Origin of the sequence: Massilia scottii, assembly GCF_030846495.1 — a bacterium.
Lineage (GTDB): Bacteria > Pseudomonadota > Gammaproteobacteria > Burkholderiales > Burkholderiaceae_D > Telluria_A > Telluria_A violaceinigra.
Window position 1 is genome coordinate 12,219 of the sequence record NZ_JAVCWM010000026.1, and the last position, 15,614, is coordinate 27,832.

General features: G+C 68.3%; 11 protein-coding genes. 1 reads left to right on the top strand and 10 read right to left on the bottom strand.

Going from position 1 to position 15,614, the window contains the following annotated elements; translation table 11 throughout:
- Window positions 1-11: 11 nt before the first annotated feature.
- The 8 genes from RBA41_RS26600 to RBA41_RS26635 form a co-directional block, all read right to left on the bottom strand.
- Window positions 12-8,960 (bottom strand): YDG domain-containing protein, encoded by an 8,949-nt coding sequence (locus RBA41_RS26600; protein ID WP_306627350.1) that lies wholly within the window; start codon window positions 8,958-8,960, stop codon window positions 12-14.
- Between the two features lie 70 nt (window positions 8,961-9,030).
- The gene (locus RBA41_RS26605; RefSeq protein ID WP_306627351.1) at window positions 9,031-9,438 is read right to left on the bottom strand and encodes a DUF6916 family protein; all 408 of its coding nucleotides are present in this window, start codon (window positions 9,436-9,438) and stop codon (window positions 9,031-9,033) included.
- Window positions 9,435-9,947 (bottom strand): GNAT family N-acetyltransferase, encoded by a 513-nt coding sequence (locus RBA41_RS26610; RefSeq protein ID WP_306627352.1) that lies wholly within the window; start codon window positions 9,945-9,947, stop codon window positions 9,435-9,437. Before RBA41_RS26610 ends, RBA41_RS26605 begins: the two co-directional genes overlap by 4 nt.
- Before the next feature lie 2 nt (window positions 9,948-9,949).
- Window positions 9,950-10,474 (bottom strand): phage tail protein, encoded by a 525-nt coding sequence (locus RBA41_RS26615; RefSeq protein WP_306627353.1) that lies wholly within the window; start codon window positions 10,472-10,474, stop codon window positions 9,950-9,952.
- A 13-nt stretch (window positions 10,475-10,487) separates the two neighbouring features.
- Window positions 10,488-11,009 carry a phage tail protein gene (locus RBA41_RS26620; protein ID WP_306627354.1) on the bottom strand — a complete coding sequence of 174 codons (522 nt, stop codon included), beginning with the start codon at window positions 11,007-11,009 and terminating at the stop codon, window positions 10,488-10,490.
- An 18-nt stretch (window positions 11,010-11,027) separates the two neighbouring features.
- Entirely contained in the window at window positions 11,028-11,540 is a 513-nt protein-coding gene (locus RBA41_RS26625; protein ID WP_306627355.1) for a phage tail protein, read from the bottom strand.
- A 50-nt stretch (window positions 11,541-11,590) separates the two neighbouring features.
- Window positions 11,591-11,875 (bottom strand): DUF6916 family protein, encoded by a 285-nt coding sequence (locus tag RBA41_RS26630; RefSeq protein WP_306627356.1) that lies wholly within the window; start codon window positions 11,873-11,875, stop codon window positions 11,591-11,593.
- Window positions 11,876-12,129: 254 nt separating this feature from the next.
- A complete protein-coding gene (locus tag RBA41_RS26635) occupies window positions 12,130-12,729 on the bottom strand; it encodes a glutathione peroxidase (RefSeq protein WP_306627358.1) in 600 nt (199 codons plus the stop codon).
- Window positions 12,730-12,928: 199 nt separating this feature from the next.
- Between RBA41_RS26635 and RBA41_RS26640 the strand changes: the two genes are divergently transcribed.
- Entirely contained in the window at window positions 12,929-14,287 is a 1,359-nt protein-coding gene (locus tag RBA41_RS26640) for an HD-GYP domain-containing protein (RefSeq protein ID WP_306627360.1), read from the top strand.
- A 21-nt stretch (window positions 14,288-14,308) separates the two neighbouring features.
- Here RBA41_RS26640 and RBA41_RS26645 read toward each other — a convergent pair whose 3' ends face one another.
- On the bottom strand, window positions 14,309-15,145 hold the full coding sequence (locus RBA41_RS26645) for a PPK2 family polyphosphate kinase (RefSeq protein ID WP_306627361.1): 837 nt from the start codon (window positions 15,143-15,145) through the stop codon (window positions 14,309-14,311).
- Window positions 15,142-15,561 (bottom strand): CoA-binding protein, encoded by a 420-nt coding sequence (locus RBA41_RS26650; RefSeq protein WP_306627364.1) that lies wholly within the window; start codon window positions 15,559-15,561, stop codon window positions 15,142-15,144. Before RBA41_RS26650 ends, RBA41_RS26645 begins: the two co-directional genes overlap by 4 nt.
- Window positions 15,562-15,614 lie beyond the last annotated feature (53 nt).

Genomic DNA, 15,614 nt, shown 5'->3' on the forward strand with positions numbered 1-15,614 from the left:
TTTTCATGTTCTTACTGCGCCGTGCGCACGCCGCCGCGGCGCGTGGTGACGGCCGTGCCGCCGCTGAGCGTGACGATGCTGGTTTCGGCATCGCCCTCACGCGCGCCGTTGGCATCGGCCTGCGGCGCCAGTTCCGGCGCCGGTCCGCTCCAGGCCACGGTCCATGGGCTGAAACCGGCGGGTGCGAGCACGTTCTGCTGGCGCTGGCCGGCGCTCAGCATCGAGCCGACAATCGCGTCCACCTGGCTGCTGGCGCCATTCACGGTCAGGGTGCCGCCGACATACTGCGGCAGGTAGTCGTTGAAGACGCCACCCGCCGGCGTGATCGCGTAGCTGCCGGCCGGCGACTGCGGGTTGGCGCCAGTGGTGGCCGTCAGCCCGGCGAGCAGGCCGGCGCCATCGCCGCCCACGAAACCGCTGCCGCTGAAGGTGAAGGCGGGATTCGGCGCACCGCTTGCGCGCACCTTGTCGTCCGCCTTGATGGTCAGCGGCGCTTTGGTGATGACGCCGGTGGTTACGCTCGCCGAGCCGCTGGCCAGCACGTAGTTGGACGCAAGCCCGCCTGCGCCATCGGCCAGGGTGAAGCCGGTTGCGGTCACCAGCTTGCCGTTGCCGGCACTGCGGTTGTGGTACGTGGCGCTGGCCGGTGCCGACAGGGTCAGGGCTTCGCCTGCCACCAGGTTCGACAGCGATCCCGCGCTGCTCAGCACCGCCGCCGCCGTGCCGTCGTAGACCTTGGGAGCGAAGCTCAATCCGCTCACGCCAACCGTGCGTGGCGTGATCGAACCGGCACCGCTGGCGCTGGCGGGCAGCACGTAGTTCGACAGCAGCGTGCCCGCCGCGGCGCTCACGCCGGCCGGCGCCAGCACGGCGCTCACGCTCGACGCATCGCTCACGTTCGCGCTATTGAAAGTTCCGCTGGCGGCGTTGACGGTGGCGCCTTCGCCGGCCACGAATCCAGCCAGCGACACTGCACCGGCATCGATAACGGCCACGCTGCTGCCGTCGTACACCTTGCTGACGCCGCCGCCCAGGCTGGCCGTCAGTGCGCGCGGCGTGATCGACGCGGTGGTGGCCGGGTTGAGCGACGCCAGCGCGTAGTTGCCGGCATCCGCGCCGCCGATCGACAGGCCGTCCAGCGTGATGACCTTGCCCGTGCCCGCGTTCCGGTCGGCGAAGCGCGCGCCCGGCGCATTGAAGGTCAGCGTGTCGCCGGCGAGGCGGTTGTCGCTGATCGAGAACTGGGCGGCGGTGGTGCCGTCGTAGGTCTTGTCCACACCCAGCGCGGCCACGGTCAGGGCGCGCGCGGTGATGTCGGCGGTGGCCGTCGTGGTGGCGGCGGCCAGCACGTAGTTGGCGGCATCGGCGCCGCCGATCGCCAGGCCGTCGACGTTGACCGTCTTGCCCTTGCCGGCGTTCTTGTCGGTGAAAGTGGCCGTGCCGCTGGCGATGGTCAGCGCATCGCCGTCAAGCTGGTCGCCGGCCAGGGTAGCGCTGGCGCGCGTGGTGCCGTCATAGACCTTGCCGGTGGCCGTGGCGATGACGTTCAGCGGGCGCGCGGTAATCGTACCGCTGCCGCTGGTGCTGGTCGCCGCCAGCGCGTAGTTGCCGGCATCGGCGCCGGACAGCGCCAGCTTGTCGACCGTGATGGCCTTGTTGGTGCCGACGTTCTTATCGAGGAAGAACGCGGCGCTGCCGGCGAGCGACAGCGCATCGCCGGCAATGCGGTCGTCGCCCAGGGCGGATGCGGCCGATGTCGTGCCGTCGTAGACCTTGACCGCGCCGCCGATGCTCACGTTCAGCATGCGCGGGGTGATGCTGGCGCTGCCGCTGGCGGTGGCCGATGCGAGCGTATAGTTGGCGGCATCCTGGCCGGACAGGGTCATGCCGCTGGCGGTGATCGCCTTGGCGCTGCCGACGTTCCTGTCGCCGAAGACGGCGTTGCCCGCATTGACGCTCAGGGTGTCGCCCGCCAGGCGGTTGTCGGTCAGCTTGAGCGTGGCGGCCAGGGTGCCGTCGTAGACCTTGTCCACGCCGGTGGCGCTGGTGACCAGCACGCGTGGCGCGATATCGGCGCTGCCGGTAAAGCTGGTCGAAGCGAGCATGTAGTTGCCCGCCCCGGCGCCGGACAGCGACAGGCCCGTTACCGTCAGCGCTTTGGCCACGCCGGCGCGTTTGTCGGTGAAGGCCGCACCGGTGCTTGCCAGCGCCAGCACATCGCCGGCGATGCGGTCGTTGTCCAGCGTGACGGTGGCGGCAGTAGTGCCGTCGTAGGTCTTGCTGGCGCCGACGAGAATGGGGTTGAGCACGCGCGGCGTGATGCTGGCGGTGGCCGACGCGGTGGTCGAGGCGAGCGTGTAGTTGCCCGCATCCGGCCCGGCCAGGGCGATGCCGCTCACCGTGACGGTCTTGCCGGTGCCGACGTTCTTGTCGCCGAAGCTGGCGCTCTGGGTGTAGCTCACGTTATCGCCGGCGATGTGGTTGCCGGTGTAGCTGATGGCGGCGGCCAGGGTGCCGTCGTAGGCGCGGTCCACGCCGGTGGCGCTGAAGGCCAGGCCGCGCGGGGTGATGTCGGCCGTGGCCGTGGTGCTGGTGGACGCCAGCGTGTAGTTGCCGGCATCGGCGCCGGACATGGTCAGGCCGCTGACCGCGATGGTCTTGCCGACGCCGGCGTTCTTGTCCAGGAAGCTCGCGCCGGTGCTCGCCAATGTCACAGCTTCCCCCGCCAGCTGGTTGCCGGCCAGGGTGACGGTGGCGCTGGTGGTGCCGTCGTAGACCCTGTTCACGCCGGTGGCGATGGCGCCCAGACTGCGCGGGGTGATCTCGGCACTGGTACTGGCGCTGGTGCTGGCGATTGCGTAGTTGCCGGCATCCAGGCCCGCGAGCGCGATGCCGCTGACGCTGACGGTCTTGCCGCTGCCGACGCTCTTGCTGTCGAATAGCGCGCTGCCCGACACCGTCAGCTGGTCGCTTGCCACCCGGTTGTCGGTAAAGCCGGCCGTGGCGGCGGTGGTGCCGTCGTACTGCTTGTTGACGCCGGTGGCGGTCAATGTCAGCGCACGCGGCGTGATCGTGCCGCTGCCGGACGCCGTGGTCGAGGCCAGCGCATAGTTACCCGCGTCAAAGCCGTCGAGCGTCATGCCCGTGACCGTCAGCGCTTTGCCCACGCCGGCATGCTTGTCGTCGAAGGTGGCAACGCCGGACACGCTCAGCGTATCGCCGGCCAGGTGATCGTCGCCCAGCGTGACGCTGGCGGCAACGCCGCCGTCATACACCTTGCTGACGCCCGCCGCGGACACGTTCAAGGGCCGTGGCGTGATGTTCGCGGTCGTGGTGGCGGTGCTGGCGTCGAGCGTGTAGTTGCCAGCGTGCGTGCCGCTCAGATTGACTCCGCTGACGCTGATGGTCTTGGCGCTGCCGGCGTTCTTGTCGGCGAAGCTGGCACCCGCGTAGCCGAGCGTCAGGATGTCGCCGGCAATACGGTTGTCGCCAAGCGTGACGGTGGCGCCAGTGGCGCCGTCGTACACCTTGCTGTTGCCGGTCGCGCTGGCGGCAAGGCCGCGCGGGGTGATGTCGGCGCTGGCCGCTGCCGTGGTGGACGCCAGGCTGTAGTTGGCCGCGTCAGGACCGGTGAGCGCGATGCCGCTGATGGTCACCGCCTTGCCCGTGCCGGCATTGCGGTCGGCGAAGGCGCCGTTGCCGGACACCGTCAGCACGTCGTTGGCGATGCGGTCGTCGCCGAACGTCACGCTGGTGGCGACGCTGCCGTCGTAGACCTTGTTGCCGGCGCTGGCCGTTGTCGCCAGCGCACGCTGGGTGATGTCGGCGGTGCCGGTGGCGCTGGTCGAGGCGAGCGCGTAGTTGGCAGCGCTGGCGCCGCCGAGGGTGATGCCGCTGGCGGTGACGGTCTTGCCGGTGCCGGCGTTCTTGTCGCTGAACGCGGCGCCGCTGCTGGAAACGGTGAGCGCGTCGCCCGCGATGCGGTTGTCGCCCAGGGTCGCGCTGGTGGCGGTGGTGCCGTCGTAGACCTTGCTGGCGCCCGCAAGGGTGGCGGTCAGCGCGCGTGGCGTGATGTCGGCGGTCGTTGTCGCGCTGCTGCTGGCCAGCGTGTAGTTGCCGGCGTCCGCGCCGGACAGTGCGATGCCGCTGACATTGACCGTCTTGCCGGTGCCGGCGTTGTAGTCGGCAAAGGCGGCGCTGCGGTTCAATGTGAGCGTGTCGCCTGCCACGCGGTCGTCGTTCAGGGTCACCGTGGCGGCCGTGGTGCGGTCGTATTGCTTGTTGACGCCAGTGGCGCTGACGGTGAGGTTTTTGGCGGTGATATTGGCCGTGGTGGTGGCCGTGGGTGACGCCAGCGCGTAGTTACCCGCGTCGGCGCCGGACAATGCCAGAGCGCCTACCGTAACAGCCTTGCTGGCGCCCACGTCCTTGTCGGCGAACATCGCCGCGCCGCTGGCGACAGTCAGATCGTCGTTGGCGATGCGGTTGTCGCCCAGCGTGACGGTCGCCAGCATGCTGCCGTCATATACCTTGTTGCCACCCGTGGCGCTCACGGTCAGGCTGCGCGGCGTGATGTCGGCGCTGGTGGTGGCGGTCGTCGATGCCAGGCTGTAGTTGGCCGCGTCGGCGCCGCTCATGCCGATGCCGCTGACGGTAATGGTCTTGCCGGTGCCGGCGTTCTGGTCGGCGAACGATGCGCCGGTGCCGGCCAGCGATACGCTGTCCCCGACCAGGTAGTTGCCGCTCACGGACGCGGTGGCGGCGGTAGTGCCGTCGTAGGCGCGGCTGTTGCCGGCCGCACTGGCGGTGATGGCGAACGGCGTGATGGTGGCGCTGGCCGTCGCAGGCGTGCTGCCCAGGGTGTAATTGGACGCATCGGCGCCGGACAGCGCGATCCCGCTCAGGTTGATGGTTTTGCCGGCGCCGGCGTTCTTGTTGGTGAACACGCCGGTGCCGCTGACGGTGACGGCGTCGCTGCCGATCTTGTTACCACTGAAGGTGACGGTGGCGGCGGTGCTGCGGTCGTAGATCTTGTCGACGCCCGCCGCGCTCACGTTCAGCGTGGCCGGGGTCACCGTGTAATTGGCGCCGGTGTAGTTCAGGGTGTAGCCGAGCGCACTGGCCAGGCTGCCCTTGCCGATGGCGTAGCTGCCCACGTTCTTGCCCGCGCCGGCGGCGCTCAGCGCGCCGGTGAAGCCGCTGGCGATGCCGTCGCCATCGATGAAGCCCGTCGCGCCATAGGTCAAACCCGGCACGGCGGCGCTGCCGTCGTAGACACGGGTGGCGCCATCGGCACTGACGTTCAGCGTTGGCGCCAGCGAATACAGGAACCAGTTGCCGCTGGCCGCGTACGACGGCGTGCCGCCGGCGACGTAAGGCTGGTTGTAGTGCTTGTTGTAGCCGCTCACGCCTTCAAGCGTGTCGGCCGGAGCGCTGGAGTACACCATGTAGCGGCCGGCCGGCGCGCCGATGCCGCCCGCGCCGCTCTGGTTGGAGAGATTGCCGCCCGTGGCAGCGATTTCCACCGCGGTTCCGCTGCCGGTACCGGTCACGCTGCCGCCGTCCAGGATCGTCACATTGCTGGTGGCCAGGCCCTGGTTGATCAGCTTGACCGTGGAACCCGTGAGCGCGCCGCCGACCACGATGTTGCCGGCGCTCGTATCGCCCAGCGTCATGCTGATGCTGCCGCTGCCGGCGTCGAGGATGGTACCGGCGGCGGTGGTGATGGCCGCGCTGCCCGCATCGCGCAAGGCGGGATCGGCGCCCACGGTCTCGTTGGCGACCACGGTCAGGTTGGCGTTGCCGGTGCCGATGCTCGAATTGAGGGTGACGTTGCGCCCGGCCTGCAGGGTCAGCGCACCGTTGCCGCTGGTGGCATTGCTGATGATCAGGGGATTACCGGCCAGCAGGGTGATGTCGTTGTTCGCCTGCAGGGTGATCGACACGCCGGAATCGAGTGTGCTCAGGAGCGTCGGTGCGTCGATCGTGACGTCCAGGCCTGGTTTGGGCTTGACCGCATTGAACGGCACGTCGCTGCTCGATGGCGGCGGCAGCAGCGCGAACGCGTGCACCGCGCCGACTTCGGGCGCGCTGCCGTTCGACGAGTTGGCGTATGGCGCGCCCACCACCAGGCGCTCGCCTGCCCGGTTCAACGCTGCCGCGAAACCGAAGTTGTCTCCGTCGCCCAGATCGACGTCGGCGTTGGCGCCGACCGTGTAGTCGCGTCCGAGCGTGGCGGCCACGCCTGGTGCGCCGAAACCGGTGGTGCTGAAGTCGACGATGCGCACGCTGCCCGGGCCATTGGCCGTTGCGCCGAAGGCGCCGTCGCCGGTGGCGCCGATCGCGAGGCGCTTGCCGTCGGCCGTGAGCGAGACCGAGGAGCCGAACAGATCATTCTCGCGCAGGGGCAGGTTCAGGTCCTTGGCGCCGTTGTAGCCGGCGCCGATGGTGCCTTCGTGCTGCATGGTGCTGCCCGTGCCGCTGAACAGGTACACCGCGCCCTTGCCGGCGCCGGTGCCGACCGCGCCCACGGCCAGCAGATTGCCGCTGTCGTCGAAGGCAACCGAGGTGCCGAACTGCTGGTCGGCGGCCAGGGCCAGGTTGGTGCTGTAGCCAGCGCCGATCGCGCCGGCATAGGCCGCGTTCGCGCCGGTTCTGGTGTAGAGGTGCACGGCGCCGCAGTTGCTGCAGTCGCCGTTGAAGCCTTGGTCGTACAGCGCACCGACAGCGATGCGGCTGCCGGTGCGGTCCATGCCCACGGCCGAACCGAAGCCGGTGGCCGGGTTGCCGGTACTGGCGGCGGTCAGCGTTTGCGCGATACCCGGAGCGCCGAACTTGGTGCCGAAGGTGATCAGCCGCACCGAGCCGTTGCTGCCGTCGCCGAGGGCGGCCGCGCCCAGCAGGGAGGCGTTGTGGTTGAGGGCCAGCGCGGCGCCGAACTGGTCGCCGTCGTTGAGCGCCAGGTTCAGGTTGTTGCCGCCGCTGTAACCGGCGCCGATGGTGCCGTCCAGCGTCGCGTTGGAAAAGTTATTGTCGCTAAAACTGAACAGGCGGACCGCGCCCTTGGCGCTGCCGGTGCCGTCGAAGCCCTTGTCGAACGGGGCGCCCACGGCCAGGCGGTCGCCGGCTTCGTTGAGGGCCACGCTGAAGCCGAAGCCGGCGCCGGCGGCCAGGCCCGCCACATCCTTGTTCTTGCCGCCGCTGAAGCCCTGGCCCAGGATCGCCTGGTAGGTCCAGACCAGCGGGTAGGTACCGATGGTGATGTTTTTCGGGTCGAGCAGCAGCTGGCCGCCGGCGCCGATGTCGAGGTGCTCCAGGCCGACGTGGCGCAATTCATTCTTGCCCGAGATTTCAACGGTGCCGCCCGCGCCCGCGCCGGTGGCCTTGACCTTGCCCAGCATGGTGGTCTGGTCTTCCGACCACACCACCGCGGTGCCGCCCTGCCCTGCCGCGCCGCTCGCCGCCACGTTGATGCCGGTCGAATCGTTGATGAAGGTTTGCCGCGCCGAGGCGATCGGCGCGCGCTGGCCCCAGCGCTGCGTGAAGCGCGCCAGGTCGGGCGCGTCGGCGCGTTCGCTGCCGCCCTGGAAGGCGCCGCCCACGCGCACCATGCCGCCCTGGGTGGTGCCGGAAGCGTCGAGCTGCGCGCCGAGCAGGCGCACATCGGCGCCCGAGATGTCGATGCGCCCGCCGATGCCGTCGCCCGCGCGCGCGGCGTGGCGGCCGGACGAGAGGACCCCGGCGCCGCCGTGCAGGCCGGTGCTGCCGCCATGGAGAGCGCCGCTGGTGTCGGTGGACGCGCTGCTGGTCTCGACCAGCGATCCGCCGGCGCGATAGGAAACGCTGCCGCCGTCGCCGCCGCGCCCTTGCGCGCTGGTGGCCGCCGCCGCCGACAGGCTGGCGCGGGCGTCGACCGCAATCGAGCCGCCGCTGGCGCCATCGGCGCTGATGGCGCCATCGAGCGCCACCGCGCCGCCATCGACCGCGATGCGCCCGCCCCTGGCCGCGCCGGACGAGGCATCGAGGCTGCCGGCATGCACCGTGTCGCCGGCGAGGCGGATGCTGCCGCCCTCGCCGGCAAAGCCGCGCGCCTGCACCAGGCCCTGGTTGTTGACGCTGGAGCGCGCCAGCGCGTCGGCCGCGGCGGCGCTCAGCACCACCTGGCCGCCGTCGGCCTGCACCAGGCCAGCGTTACCGACCACGGCGTCGAGCGCGGAACGCGCCACGCGCACGGTGATCAGGCCGTCGCCGCGCAGGTCGAGCCCGACCTGGCTGCCGGCCGCCAGTACGGCGCTGCCGCCCGGCGCGGCAATCGTGCCGCTATTGGCGAGCGTGGGCGCCAGCAGCGCGACGTAGCCGCCATTGGCGGTGCGGATGCTGCCGTCGTTGCGCACGGCGCCAGGCGCGCCGGCGGCGGAAAATTCGTAGCGCCGGTCGAGGAAATCCTGGTCCGACAGGCCCAGGCTCGATGCCAGCAGGCCGCCCACGTCGACCTGCGCGCCGGCGCCGAACAACACGCCCTGCTGGTTCAGCAAGAACACCTGGCCATTGGACGAGAGCTTGCCGTAGATGCGCGAGGGATCGGTGCCGACCACGCGATTGAGCGCCACCGCGCTGGCCGAGGGCTGGTCGAAGCGCACCGCGGCCTTGCTGCCGATGTCGAAGCTTTGCCAGTTGAGGATGGCCTGGGCGCTGCCCTGGGTCACCGTCATGTTCGCGCCATTGGTGCTCACGCTGGCCTGGCCGGCGACGAGCTGGACGCCGCCCGGCAGCGCGGCGTCCGGCGGCGGTGGCGTGGCGGCGGCGCTGCCCGCCACGGCCGCGCCGAGCATCAGTGCCGACAGCTTGCGCCTGCCGCTCTTGCCGCGTCCACACGCGCCCTCGGCCACGGCGACCCAGCAGGCGTGCACGTGGCTCCAGACGAGACGATAGAAACGGTTGGCGGAGGCGTGCTTGTGCATTGGTAAATCCGTGTGTAAGGGCGAATGGAAGACGGCGCGCCCATGCGCGCCGCGGGATGCTGGCGCGCGCTCAGGCCATCAGGCTGAAATCGGCGCGGTAGCGCGGCGTGGCGGCGTCCATGCCGGCCGGCGCGACGAACAGCATGAAGCGGCCCAGCGTGGCGTGATCGATATCGTAGGTGCCGGCGCCGAAGCGCGCGCCGTCGCTGGAAAAGACCAGCGAAAACTGCTGCAGGCGCGGGTCGGCGCTGGCGGCCGCTGTTTGCACTTCGGCGAGCGTGAGGCCGATGGCGCGCAGCTCCGGGTGGTTCAGCCAGAACTGCTGGCCGACCAGCGCCAGCGCCGTGGCGTGGCTCCATGCGAAAGCGCTTGCGCCCCCGCTTGCGGCGGCGGCGGCGGCCTGCGGCGCGGCAGCGCCCAACATGCCGGCAAAGGCGATCGAACTGGCGCCGGCCCTGAGTATGTCGCGTCGTTTCATGCTGTGTCTTCTTTATTGGTCAAGGTGGGGGCCACGGGCGGCGCGTCGGCGCGCCACTCCATGAGGCGGTGAAAGCCGGCGCTGCCGATTTCGCGAAATCCGAGGCGCTGGTACAGCGACAGGGCCGGGTTGTTCAATTCGACGTGGATGGTGACGGCCACGCCGCGTGCCGCCGCTTCGCGCAGCAAGGCATCGAGCAGCGCGCTGCCGCTGCCACGGTTGCGGAAAGGCGGCAGCAGGGCGATATCGATCACGTGCAGGCGATCGGCTTCGCGCGCCACATACAGGCGCCCGACCGGCGCGCCGCCATCGAGCACGAGATCGAAGTCGCCGGCCGGATAGCGCTCGCGGTAGAAGCTGTGCTGGGCGTCGAACTGCATGCCGACAAAAGCGTCGGCGGTGGCCGCGTCCCAGCCGGCCAGGGCGATTTCGCCCGCGCGCGTGGCGCCATACACGCGCCGCAGAAATGCGGCGTCGCCGGGCTCGATGGGGCGCAGTGTCAGTGGCATGCTTACTGGCGCGGCGGGAACACGCCCTGCAGCGCGATGCAGAAATTGAACGTCACGTACGGCTGGCGGTTCTGGTGCGGCTGGGTGGAGCCGGCGCTTGCCAGCGCCAGCGGCGACATCGGCGTCAGGGTGCCGGCGGCGGTGGTATAGACCTGGGCCACGCCGGCATTGCCGAACGAGGTCGTCGCGCCGGGGGTGGCCGTGGTGGCGCTGCTGCCGGCATGGTGCAGCTCGTGCTGGTGCGCGGGCATCTGGGCCGTGGTCAGGGTCACGCTGGACACGCCGCCGCTCTCGCCGGGAAAACGCTCGCTCAAGCCGGAGCCCTGGCCCGGATGCAGCGGCGTGCGGTCGGCCAGGTCGGGCAGCGCGAAGGTGCTTTTGCCGTCGCCGCCGTAGGTGGTGCCAAGCAAGGCGAACAATGCCGTGTTTTGCGACAGCGGCAGCATTTGACCATTGCAGGTGGCCCAGCCTTTGGGCGCGAAGTTGAAGGGGAAGATGCGGATTTCAGCAACAAATGGATCGGCCATGGCGGGTTGTCGGTTAGGTCGGGCTTGGGAAAAGGCCGAACAGGGAAATGATGAAATTGATTCCCAGGTAAGGCGCCATGTTGTCATGCGGCGCGGCACCGCCCTGGCTGCCGATGGCGCCGGACTTCATGGCGGCGTGTGCGCCGTTCAGACCGTACACAGGCGTTCCGCCGGTGTGGCCGGGTACCCCGGCGCCGGGGCTGACGGCAGCGCTGGCGGGATTGGCCGAGGCCACCGCGGTGTGGGTGTGGGCCGGCAGCATCGGCACTGTCAGCGTCACCGTTTCGGTACCGGCAGCCTCGGCAATCTGGTACTTGGTGCCGCTGGTGCCGGTGCCCATGTGCACGGGAACGCGCCCGCGCATGTCGGGCAGGACGAAGGTCGACTGGCCGTCGCCACCGTAGGTTGTGCCGATCAGCTGGTAGAGCGTTTCGTTTTCTGAAATCTGCAGGGTCTGGCCGTTGCAGAACTCCCAGCCGGCCGGGGAGAAGTTACCTGCGAACATGCGGATCTCGCCGACATAAGGTTGTGCCATCGCGTGCGTCCTTGCTATTCAGTTAGGGCTGGGGAAGATGCCCTGGAGGGCAATCGCAAAATTGATCGTCAGGTAAGGCTGCATATTGTTGTGCGGCTGGCTGCCGCCGGTGGATGTGACGGCGTCCGGGTTGAGCGCGACCAGGTTGGCGGGGGCGGCGAACACGTCGCGCCCGAGCCGGCCTTTCTTGCCCAGCAGGGCACCGGCCGGCGCACCGCTGGTGGCCAGGGCCGTGGTGGCATGCAGGGCGTGGGTGTGGGCCGGCATCTCGGCCTGGGTCAGCGTGACCGCTTCCCGGCCGCCCGCGGCGCCCAGCGGGCCGGTCAGGGGACCGCTGTGCACCGGCACCCGGCCGCGCAAGTCGGGCAAGGCAAAGGTGGTCTGGCCGTTACCGCCGTACGAGGTGCCGAGCAGGGCGAACAAGGCCTGGTTCTGGTTGATCGGCAAAAACTGGCCGTTGCACAGGGCCCAGCCCTTGGGCGGGAAGTTAAACGACATCATCCGGATTTCAGCCAAAAACGGTTCACTCATGCACGGCTCCTTGCCAGTGGCTTGCCGCGGGCACGCGCGTGCCCGCGAAATTAGTTGAATATTGCCTGGTACTGCATGCCGGCCTGGTCGCGCCCGACCGGGACGATAAACAGCGGGAACGTTCCGGCATCCGCGGTGCCCAACAGGTAGGTCATCTGTTCGAGCTGTGGCTGGAGGGGGCCGCGGAACATCAGCGAAAAGCCGACGTGGCCTGGCGCCTGCGGCGGCAAGCGGTCGGCCGCGGTCAGGGTGAGCGTGACGCCTTCGTGGCCGCCGACGGCAAAAAAGCCGTGCAGGCGCGCCGCGAAGAACGCGTAATCGAGAGTGGGGAGCATCAGCAGGAAACCGACAAACAGAACGAAGGTTCTATTTTAGTATCCTTAATGTCTTTTGAGAAACTGATTACCGGTTGTGCGTTGCTAAGTTGATACAGATGGGGAATCGTCACGGCCGGCGGTGAAGACCTGGGCGCATGCCGCAGGCCGCCTTGCACCGTGGTGGCGGCTCTCGGGTAACGTTCCCCCGCAGGCGGTGGCGCAAGGGCCGGGTTGCGAGCGTTGCCTGCGGCGCGACGATGGTGTTTAGCTGATCAGCTGCCCAGAGCCTGCTCGATCTTGCTGACGAGCTGCTTGTCTTCCGGTGTGACCTTGCTCGGATAGTGTTCGATGACCTTGCCGTTGCGGTCGATCAGGTACTTGGTGAAGTTCCATTTCGGTTCCTTGCCGGTGGCCTTGATCAAGCCCGCGTGCAGCGGATTGGCGGCCGCGCCCGTCACCGAGGTCTTGGCGAACATGGGGAACTTGACCCCGTAGGTGTTGTAGCAGAAATCGGCGATTTCCTTGGCGTTGCCCGGCTCCTGCTTGCCGAAGTCGTTCGACGGGAAGCCCAGCACCACCAGGCCCTTGGCGCCGTATTTGGCGTACAGCTTTTCCAGGCCCTCGTACTGGGTGGTGTAGCCGCAGTAGCTGGCGGTGTTGACGACGAGTACGACCTTGCCGGCGTACTGGCACAGGTCCTGCGGAGCCTCGTCCTGCAGGCGCTTGAAGCTATGCTTGAGCAAGGCCGGGCAACTCGCGGCTGGCGCCGGCGCTGCCGCAGGGGTGGCCGCGGGCGTCTGGGCCTGCGCCGGATCGCTCATCAATACAACAGCGGACAGGCTGGACAGGAGAAGTGCCGAGATCTTGAACATTGTCGTTTCCGTGCAGTGGGAATGGGAACTCATTCTATGCCAATTCGACACCGTCCGTCCGCGCAGCCGGGAGCATCGGCAGGGACGCAAGTATGGCCAAAGCTGCCAGTTTGCTAAATACAGCAGCAAATATTCGATACTTAATATGATGCTGCATGGCAATACTTGCTATCATATGTGCACCGTTACGGAGAAGCCCATGAACCGCGCCAGCCTGAGCACCAGCGTCAACCAGCACTACCTGAACAAATTGATGAAGCTGACCGAGGTGATGGATGTCGCCGCCAGCGAAGACATTGTCGATGTACGCGGCATGAAGCTGGTGGCCAAGGGCGCCAGGCTGACGCGCTCCCAGCAGGACACCTTGGGCGGGCACAAGCTCAAAAAGACCCTGGAATCGTCGCTGAGCGCCGAGGGCGGCGCCGACAACCGCCTGATCCTCGAGACGGCCAGGCGCATCCTCGACACCAGCGTCCCGATCAACCGTATCCTGGGGCGCAACGCCGGGCGCGGTATTTCGCCGCAGACGCTGCTGGCGAACATGCACTTCGGCCACGCCATGCGCATGATGATCACCCTCACCGACCGCGAGAATCCGCGCGCGCTCGAACACAGCGTCACCGTCAGCCTGCTGTCGATCGGCATGGCGAAAAAGTTGCAACTGTCGAACGACGACCAGATGGCGGCGGCCCTGGCCGGCCTGTTGCACGATGTTGGCGAGCTGTACATCGACCCGGCGTACCTGAAGCCGGGCAAGCGCCTGCTGCCGCACGAGTGGGCGCACCTGGTGATCCATCCGCGCATCGGCCAGGTGCTGATCACGGAACTCGAGTCCTATCCGGCCTCGGTGGCGCGGGCGGTGTCGGAACACCACGAACGGCTCGACGGCACCGGCTATCCGCGCCAGTCGGCCGGCGGGATGATCAGCGGGCCGGGGCTGGCCGTGTCGGTGGCTGAAATGCTGGCCGGCGTGCTGCACAAGGATTATCCGCTCGAGCGTGCCGAACTGGCCTTGAAAATCATTCCGGGGGAGCATCCGCACCATTTTCTGTCGGCCATTTCGGGCGCCTTGCGCAACCAGCCGGCCAACCGGCCGATCGCACCATCCCGGCCCGACGAGAACGATGACGCGGCCATCGCGCGGCTGTGGAGCCGCATTGCCGATTCCCTGCAGGCCGGTCAACAGATGCTGCGCGAAGAAACCTTGCGCTCGCCGCGCGTATGGGCCTTGATCGAACGTGCGCTGGCACGCATCAGGAACATCGAGCGCGCCTTCATCAGCACCGGGCTCGATGCGTATCTGAAAAACAATCATGGCTTGCACGACCACGACGACGGCACCCTGCAGTTCGAAAAAGCCGTGGCCACGCGCGAAATCACCTGGCGCCTGCGCGACATCGCGCGCGACCTGGCGCTGAACACGGCCGATGTGGCGACCGACCGCGACATGCTCGCCGGCTTGATCGGCTTGCTCGACGGCGGCCTGGCCGACGCGGCCGTGCCGCAGCCCCAGGCACAGGTGCAGGTGCAGCCGCTGTCGCAAGCGCAAGCGGCCTGAGCTTCGCCGCCCGGCGCCAGGCTAGTCGATCCTCAGCTTCGACAGGCGCGGGTCGGTTTTGGGGAAGGCGAGGTTCAGGTCCTCCATCACTTCCAGCAGCAGCTTGGCGATCAGCAGGTTGCGGTGGGTCTTGGAGTCGGCGGGGATGATGTACCAGGGAGCGTGGTCGGCATCGGTGGCGCCGATCGCCCTTTCGTAAGCGTCGCGATAGTCATCCCAGCGCTGGCGCTGGACGATGTCGTTTTCGTCGAACTTCCATTGCTTTTCCGGGTCGTCCAGGCGCGCCTGCAAGCGCTTGCGCTGCTCATCCTTCGAGATATGCAGGAACACCTTGACGATCACCGTGCCGGTTTCGGCCAGCATGCGTTCGAAGTCGGCGATGTGGGCGTAGCGGCGCTTGCATTCCTTTTCGTCGATCAGCTTTTGCACACGGGTGACCAGCACGTCTTCGTAATGGCTGCGGTTGAAGATGGCGATCTCGCCGGCGCCCGGCACGTGCGGATGAATGCGCCACAAAAAATCGTGCGCCGCCTCGTCCAGGCTGGGCGCCTTGAACTGGCTTGCATTCAAACCCATGGGGTTGATGCGGCTGAACAGCGCGCGCACCGTGCCATCCTTGCCCGAGGTATCCATGCCTTGCAGTACCAGGAGCACCTTTTGCTTGCGCTGCGAGAACAGCATCTGCTGGTGCAGCGCGATTTTCGCGGTCAGCGCATCGGTCAGTGCGCGCTCGTGCGCCTTGATCTGATCCTTCGATGCGGGATGCTTGCCGCCGTTCTCGCGCAGCGGCGTGGCGCCGGCATCCTCATCGCGCAGCGTCAGGTCGGCCGGCGCGCGGAAACGGGTGCGCGCCTTCATGCCTTGCCGCCGCTGTGCGCGTGTTCGATTTTCATGCAGCGGTCCATCACCACGTCGAGCCCGGCCGCAGCGGCCAGGCCGGCCGCTTCCTGGTTGACCACGCCGAGCTGCATCCACAGGCAGCGCGCGCCGGCGTCGATGGCTTCGCGCGCGAGCGCGACCATGGCGTCGGCGCTGCGGAAGCAGTCGACGATATCGATCGGACCATCCAGGGCGGCGGCGGCCTGCGCCAGGGTGGCGTAGACCGGCTGGCCCAGGATCTGCTGGCCGGCATAGGCGGGATTGACGCCCAGGATGCGGTAGCCCTGCTGTTGCAGGTAAGCGGCCACGGCGTGGCTGGCACGCTCGGGCCGGTTCGACAGGCCGACCACGGCGATTGTCTTGCTGTCTTTCAGGATGTCGGGGATGGATCTCATTGGGCTCGCCAGGTGATGTGTCAGGCCAGCGTAGCAGATTTACCAAGCCCTGC

Coding starts and splice junctions, on each gene's coding strand:
- RBA41_RS26600 (WP_306627350.1), bottom strand. CDS start 8,960: ATGCACAAGCACGCCTCCGCCAACCGTTTCTATCGTCTCGTCTGGAGC.
- RBA41_RS26605 (WP_306627351.1), bottom strand. CDS start 9,438: ATGAAACGACGCGACATACTCAGGGCCGGCGCCAGTTCGATCGCCTTT.
- RBA41_RS26610 (WP_306627352.1), bottom strand. CDS start 9,947: ATGCCACTGACACTGCGCCCCATCGAGCCCGGCGACGCCGCATTTCTG.
- RBA41_RS26615 (WP_306627353.1), bottom strand. CDS start 10,474: ATGGCCGATCCATTTGTTGCTGAAATCCGCATCTTCCCCTTCAACTTC.
- RBA41_RS26620 (WP_306627354.1), bottom strand. CDS start 11,009: ATGGCACAACCTTATGTCGGCGAGATCCGCATGTTCGCAGGTAACTTC.
- RBA41_RS26625 (WP_306627355.1), bottom strand. CDS start 11,540: ATGAGTGAACCGTTTTTGGCTGAAATCCGGATGATGTCGTTTAACTTC.
- RBA41_RS26630 (WP_306627356.1), bottom strand. CDS start 11,875: ATGCTCCCCACTCTCGATTACGCGTTCTTCGCGGCGCGCCTGCACGGC.
- RBA41_RS26635 (WP_306627358.1), bottom strand. CDS start 12,729: ATGTTCAAGATCTCGGCACTTCTCCTGTCCAGCCTGTCCGCTGTTGTA.
- RBA41_RS26640 (WP_306627360.1), top strand. CDS start 12,929: ATGAACCGCGCCAGCCTGAGCACCAGCGTCAACCAGCACTACCTGAAC.
- RBA41_RS26645 (WP_306627361.1), bottom strand. CDS start 15,145: ATGAAGGCGCGCACCCGTTTCCGCGCGCCGGCCGACCTGACGCTGCGC.
- RBA41_RS26650 (WP_306627364.1), bottom strand. CDS start 15,561: ATGAGATCCATCCCCGACATCCTGAAAGACAGCAAGACAATCGCCGTG.